At 68.1% G+C, this 5,647-nt stretch carries 6 protein-coding genes, 1 tRNA gene and 2 pseudogenes; 3 read left to right on the forward strand and 6 right to left on the reverse strand.

Annotated features, from left to right (window positions below):
* A partial coding sequence (locus GT045_RS24230) for a transposase (protein ID WP_161333833.1) occupies positions 1 to 656 on the reverse strand: 656 nt, incomplete at its 3' end.
* Positions 657 to 989: 333 nt separating this feature from the next.
* On the opposite strand from GT045_RS24230, the gene GT045_RS24235 reads away from it, so the two are divergent.
* Positions 990 to 1,062: transfer RNA gene (locus GT045_RS24235), tRNA-Arg, on the forward strand.
* A gap of 70 nt (positions 1,063 to 1,132) precedes the next feature.
* Here GT045_RS24235 and GT045_RS24240 read toward each other — a convergent pair.
* Positions 1,133 to 1,383: pseudogene (locus GT045_RS24240) on the reverse strand (tyrosine-type recombinase/integrase); the annotation flags it as partial.
* 45 nt (positions 1,384 to 1,428) lie between these two features.
* The gene (locus GT045_RS24245) at positions 1,429 to 1,929 is read right to left on the reverse strand and encodes a YfbM family protein (RefSeq protein ID WP_202528915.1); all 501 of its coding nucleotides are present in this window, start codon (positions 1,927 to 1,929) and stop codon (positions 1,429 to 1,431) included.
* Between the two features lie 526 nt (positions 1,930 to 2,455).
* Here GT045_RS24245 and GT045_RS40755 point away from each other — a divergent pair.
* Positions 2,456 to 2,743: an HNH endonuclease signature motif containing protein gene (locus GT045_RS40755; RefSeq protein WP_161335433.1), complete on the forward strand. Its 288-nt coding sequence runs from the start codon at positions 2,456 to 2,458 to the stop codon at positions 2,741 to 2,743.
* Between the two features lie 516 nt (positions 2,744 to 3,259).
* On the opposite strand, the gene GT045_RS24255 is transcribed toward GT045_RS40755, so the two are convergent.
* Entirely contained in the window at positions 3,260 to 3,574 is a 315-nt protein-coding gene (locus tag GT045_RS24255; RefSeq protein ID WP_161335434.1) for a hypothetical protein, read from the reverse strand.
* A gap of 47 nt (positions 3,575 to 3,621) precedes the next feature.
* Here GT045_RS24255 and GT045_RS24260 point away from each other — a divergent pair, with 47 nt between their 5' ends.
* Positions 3,622 to 4,047 carry a deoxyxylulose-5-phosphate synthase gene (locus tag GT045_RS24260; RefSeq protein WP_237538840.1) on the forward strand — a complete coding sequence of 142 codons (426 nt, stop codon included), beginning with the start codon at positions 3,622 to 3,624 and terminating at the stop codon, positions 4,045 to 4,047.
* Between the two features lie 587 nt (positions 4,048 to 4,634).
* Here GT045_RS24260 and GT045_RS24265 read toward each other — a convergent pair.
* Both GT045_RS24265 and GT045_RS24270 read right to left on the reverse strand, forming a co-directional pair.
* Positions 4,635 to 5,018, reverse strand: coding sequence for a hypothetical protein (locus tag GT045_RS24265; protein WP_161296012.1), 384 nt, complete (start codon positions 5,016 to 5,018; stop codon positions 4,635 to 4,637).
* 8 nt (positions 5,019 to 5,026) lie between these two features.
* Positions 5,027 to 5,647 (reverse strand): annotated as a pseudogene (locus tag GT045_RS24270) (hypothetical protein); the annotation flags it as partial.

A 5,647-nucleotide genomic window follows, 5' to 3' on the forward strand; every position in this document is an offset into this window, starting at 1 on the left:
AGGGCGTGTTCCACACGTGCTCGCGCCCGGCGGTGGACAGCATTCTCCGCTTCCTGCTCCGGACTGAGGTGCCTCTGGCCTCGTCGTCTTCGGTGCGGGATGAGCAGGCCGGTTCCCTGGTAGCCGCCGTCGGCGATGGTCGGGGTGCCGCGGCAGGCCCGGTCGACGCCGGACTCCGTGAACGCCCGGCAGTCGTTGCGGCTGCCGGGCAGCGGCAGGCCGATCGCCACCACCAGGCGGCTGTTGGCGTCGATGACGACCTGAAGGTTGGTCGAGTAGCGGTAGTTCTTGCTGGATGCGGCGATGCTGCGGTCGCGGGTGGGCACCAGGGTGCCGTCCACGATGTAGACGGTGTCCTTGCGCGGACGGCGTGCCGGCGAGAGGGCCAGTAGAGGTGCCAGGTGATCGAGGACGCGGTCGGCGGCCGACTTCGAGATGCCGAACAACGGCGCCACCTGCCGCAACGTGAGGTTCGTGCGCCAGTATGTCGCCACCAGCAGCACCCGGTCCTCCAGCGACAGCCGCCACGGCCGGCCCCGCTGCACGTCACCGCCTCGACGCCGCACCAGTGCCACCAGCCTGGCGAACTGCACCTCGGTCAGCCCCGAGAACGGCTCGATCCACTTCGGATCATCTGCTGAGATCACCCCACCCATACCCAGCCAACGCACCAACCGCCCCACCGGTTACGGGACAACCTTTAGGCCAAGAACTCCGTGGCCCTCGGCATCACCCGCCGGACACGGTAGCCACGAGCCCGGCCGGTGCCCGTCACCGCACGACACGCTCCGCCGGCCGATATAGGGGGCGCGGCACACAGGGGCGTGGCCACACAACAGCAGGGCCTCACGCCTCGGTGCGCTGCCGCAACCGCTAGACTGTGCGCGGTGCACCACTCTGGTGGGGCGCCCTGAGGATGTCTGGGGCCCTCAGGAGTCGAGGTCCGTCCGATGTGGGCGGATTTCCGACACCTTTGCCCACACATCCCCGCCTTCGTAGCTCAGGGGATAGAGCACCGCTCTCCTAAAGCGGGTGTCGCAGGTTCGAATCCTGCCGGGGGCACAAGGGAAAGGCCCCGGACCGATCATGGTTCGGGGCCTTTGACATCTACTTTTGACATCAACGCGGGAGGTCAGTCCCGACCGGGGCGCCTCTTCCTGAGGAGCCGGTCCATGTGGCTCATGGCTTCACGCTGGGTGTCTGGACGACGTGCGTGTACACGTCCATGGTGATGCTGATCTGGAAGTGCCCGAGGATCTCCATCACGACGCGGGGCGCGACCCCGGCCGCCGTGAGGAGGGTGGCCGTGCCGTGCCGGGCATCGTGCAGCCGGATGACGCGGAGGCCGGCCGACTACGCGACGCGGGTGAAGGAGCGGTAGATTGCCCTTAGCTTCCCAAGATGAGGGCTCAACGCTGTCGTGGCCGGTCAGTCCAGCCAGACCAGCATCGCGTCCTTCGCCCTGGCAGCAGCCTCGAAGAACTGTGTGAGGCCGTCGTACCAAGGACGTCCCCACTCCAGCGAGCCCGGCTCACTCCATCCGAGCGGGTACACCTCGGCGCTAGTCAGTTCAGCAGGATCCACGCCACTGATGAGCTGGGCATAGCTGGTGGCCCGCAGAGCTTCTACTGCGAGCTGGACCCGCTCAGGCCGCAGGTACCTCGGAGGCCCGTATCCCCAGTCCTCGTCCTCGGCGAACGGCTCCTCACCGTGGATCACGTTCACGGGGAACTCAGCACGTGCCAGTAGGAAGCGGAGCATGTCCCAGGTCTTGTACGTGCTGAAGTGGCGCGCTTCGGCCGGCGCAGGCTCCGTCTCCTCCTCGGCGTCCTGGACCTCTTCGACGAAGCCCAAAGCCCAGTCGGGCTCTTGGATCGCTCGGCCAAGTTCAGTAGCCGTGACGCGCAGGTACTCACCGATCATGCTCATGGCCGGAGACTAGGCGAGGCCACTGACAACGACCGTCGGACAGGTCCTTCTCAGTTTGCGTCTCATTCAGCCCAGTTCACCGGTGTTCAGCCGAGACCCAGAGCTGATCCCAGCCTGGTGCCGAACCACCCACGAACGTAGGTGAACGCCCCCCACACACAACCCATAAACCCACCCGACACAGTTGGAAAGCGTGCACATCGGGGAGGTGCGCCGGATGTACTGACCGCGTGCACGTGAGGCACGGGTGCCGCCTGCCATGCGCCCTCCCCTACCTCTGCAAGGCCACGCACGCTGGTTGTCGACAGGTGGAGCTGGACTACCGGGGGTTGACGGTGGGCGATCGGCTCACTTCGGCACGCCCGATGCGAGCGGCTTGCCCGAGTGCCTGACGTACCCCCCGCCCCGCGCGGAACCGGCGCCGCATCCAAACCGGGGCACCGAGTACCGCAGACTCGTTGAGGCAGCCGAGCGTCGTGAGGCTGCCACAAGAGGAAGGCGCTCCAGCGGTACCAACTCCCGCCCGGTGCGTATCTCGCAAGCCCGCGAAGCCGTCCTCATCAGATGCGACGGCCGGTGCGAGAACCCCTGGTGTCCCGGACAGCCGGACGACGTGACCGACGACGGGCGGCCGATCCTCGAAGTCGACCACGTAGAAGAGATCGCCGCCGGAGGCCGTGACCACCCCTCACAGATGGTCGCCCTCTGCTCGAACTGTCACGCCGTCAAGACGCGCGGCCGGACAAGGGAAGCACTCCGCGGAGTCCTCGCCCAGGCAGCCCGGGACAAACACGCGGCGTGGCTGCTGCGCTAGCCGCACCGGCTTGCCACGGCTGCCACTTCACCGAAAGAGCGCCCCAGAAGGGACACAACAGACCGTTCTGGTCCGGTAGCCGTCCCATGACCAGGGGCCACGCGGAGATCGCCGTTACACCACTTGGTGGGACACCATCGTCTTTGGCGACCGGCAAGAGCCACGGATCAGAACGCTTCTGACATCCGCGGCTGACATCAACAAAACCGGACGAGGGCGTGCGCCAGCGACTCCGGCCGGCCGTCCCACCAAGCGCCTGCCGCAGCCGAGGCGTGTCCGGATCGAACTCCTAAAGCGGGTGTCGCAGGTTCGATCCCTGCCGGGAACGCAGGGAAATACCTGGTCAGATGCCCTTCCGTCCGTTGGTCGGGAGGGGCTTCGCACTCGCAGCACACGTATGGCACACATGCGTGCTGCGGGCACAGATGGGGAGCTGTGCGAGATGCCCGCGAGGGGCGAGCTGGTCCGGCGCGGGTACGAGAAGCTGGTCGACCGCTTGGGGGCCTGATGCGGGCTTCACTGGAGCCCGCTGACCGGAGCCAACACGGGCAACTCATCCTGAGCAGCGGTGATTCTGAGGAGATGGGCAAAGTGAAGGACGTTCGTCGCCCTGCGCGCGAGGTTGGCCGTCGTGTCGGCCGGCGCCCGAAGGTCCTCGTCGTCGGCGCGAGTCTCCTCGCGGACGACGGCCGCACGGTACCCAAGGAGAGCAGCAAGCCGGCCGCCGGGAATGCTGCTGACGCCATCGACGCGTAACTCCGCGACCTCGAGTGGAAGCAAGTACGGTCGGCCGTCGCCGCCCCCACCTTTGCCGAAGAGTCTGCGCAGCATGCCGAAACCTGTCGAGCCCGACCCCGCGGCGGCTCTACCCTCTCCACATGGCCCATGGAAAGACCTCGTACGTTTGTCTGCCCTGCCGGGCCTCGTACAAGCAGCCTTACCCCGGTTACCACGACCACGACTGGGTCTGTCCACGCTGCGCCGAACCGCTGATCCACGTCGGCTCCGCCTTCGCGCCACCCAAGAGGCGGGACACCGCCGCCTGGCGCACCCTCTCCGTACTGCTGCACGCCGGTGTGCGCTTCCACAAGAGCTGTTGCGGCGGCCCCGGTTACCGCCCACGCACCCTCAGCGAGGTGCGCGAGCGGATGGCCTACGCCCGAGCCACCGGAGAACCGTTCGCTCAGGCGCTGGTCCGCCGCGACCTGCCACAGCAGCCCGGAAGCCGGAAGGCCCTGCCGGGGCGCACCAGGCCCGCAAGGTTCGTGCCGCGATCTTCAACCCATCCTGATTCACGGCAGTGAGGATCGAGTCCACGGCATGTCCCTCGGCTCGATCTTCGACCCACCCTGATTCAAGGCAGTGAGGTCGATGCAGTTCCGCGCGCAGCCTGTGCAGTTCCGCGCGCTCGTCCGTGCTCACGCCCTCGGCCTGCCCCGGCGTCGATCTCGTGCCGCATCGCCCAGCGCCGCACGGACTCCCGTAAGACACCGAGGGACCCGGCGGCCTGGACCCGCAGCGCACGCTCGGAGGAGTACTCGCTGCGGTGCTCTGTCACCAGCCGCACGGCCTGGCTGCGAAGGGCTGCGTCGATGTTTCTCGGGGACGTGGCCCCTCCTCTCTGTCCGCCCACAACGGAGCGGCAGAGAAGTTCCGACGGTTCGCCCACCGCAGGCCGGAGAGGCCGGATCGTCAGCCTCCTGCCAGAACCGGGCTCGGGGAGATCGTCCGGCTCTTCTCGAAGCGGTCCGTCCGGCCCGTGGCCGCCCCGTACCGATTCACCGGCCGGGCGGGACGCGCGCCCAGCCCGACCGATGGTCGGGTGCCTCTACACGGCCGCCGACGGCCCCTACTCGTACGCCGTCGGCCCCTACACGTCCGCCGCCGGCCTCTACGCGCCCGCCGCGTAACCGGCGCCGATCGCGATCATCAGGATCGTCGCCGAGACGGCGATCCACGTCATCGCGCCCTTGCTGGCCTTCGTCAGCGGGTCCTCGACCCACCGGTAGTAGTCCCGGGTGATCGTGCCGCGCACGGGGGCCAGTATGAGGGGGAACATGATCAGGACAGCCGCGTAGAGATAGAGGGTCTCGGCCAGCGTGTTGTGCTGGGCCAGGCCCCGCGCGCCCAGTGCGACGAGGCCGACGACCGGCACCCAGAACTGCTTCTTCCGGTATTTCGGAATCTGGATGATCCACTGCATCGCGGCGAGGTTGACGACGGTCGCCCCCGCCGCGATGAGGATCCAGGCGCTGGTGGACAGCGACAGGAACATGGGCAGTCCTAGAAGAGTGAGTCCCAACCGTCGGAGATGGCGTCTCCGATGCCCGACACGGCGTCACCGGCCGAGTCCCATGCCGTGGTCGCGTAGGTGACCGCCGGGCCCACCATCTCATGGCCGATCCGAGAGGCGATCACGGTGCCGCTCTTCAGGCCCTGCGCGCCCCACTCGATGGCCTGGGACATGCCCGGGACCTTGATCTTGCCCAGGGCGAAGCCGCCGGTGAGGGCACCGACCGCGAGGCCGGCGACGGAGCCGAAGAACGCGTCGGAGGTCCATCCGTCCGTGAAGCCGGTGATGACGGCCGAGCCGATACCGGTGACCCAGGAGATGGTTCCGAACACGCCCGCGGCGGCCTCGCCGAACGGCGGCGGAATCAGCAGGCTGATCGCGGCCGCGGTGCCGGAGACGGCACTGACCGCGTTCAGGAGCTGCGCGAAGTCCCGCCAGTCGTCCTTGCTGCCCCAGCCGTCGGGGCTGTCGACCTTGTCGTTGTCGCCGCCGGCGGTCGGGTCGACGCCGTTCTGCCTGTTCTGCTTCGCCGTCTCCGCCGCCTTGCGGGCGGCCTCGGCGAGTTCCTGCCGGCGCTTGGCGACCGCCGTCGCGCGAGCTTCGGTGGCGGC

It is taken from the genome of Streptomyces sp. SID486, assembly GCF_009865385.1.
Taxonomy (GTDB): domain Bacteria; phylum Actinomycetota; class Actinomycetes; order Streptomycetales; family Streptomycetaceae; genus Streptomyces.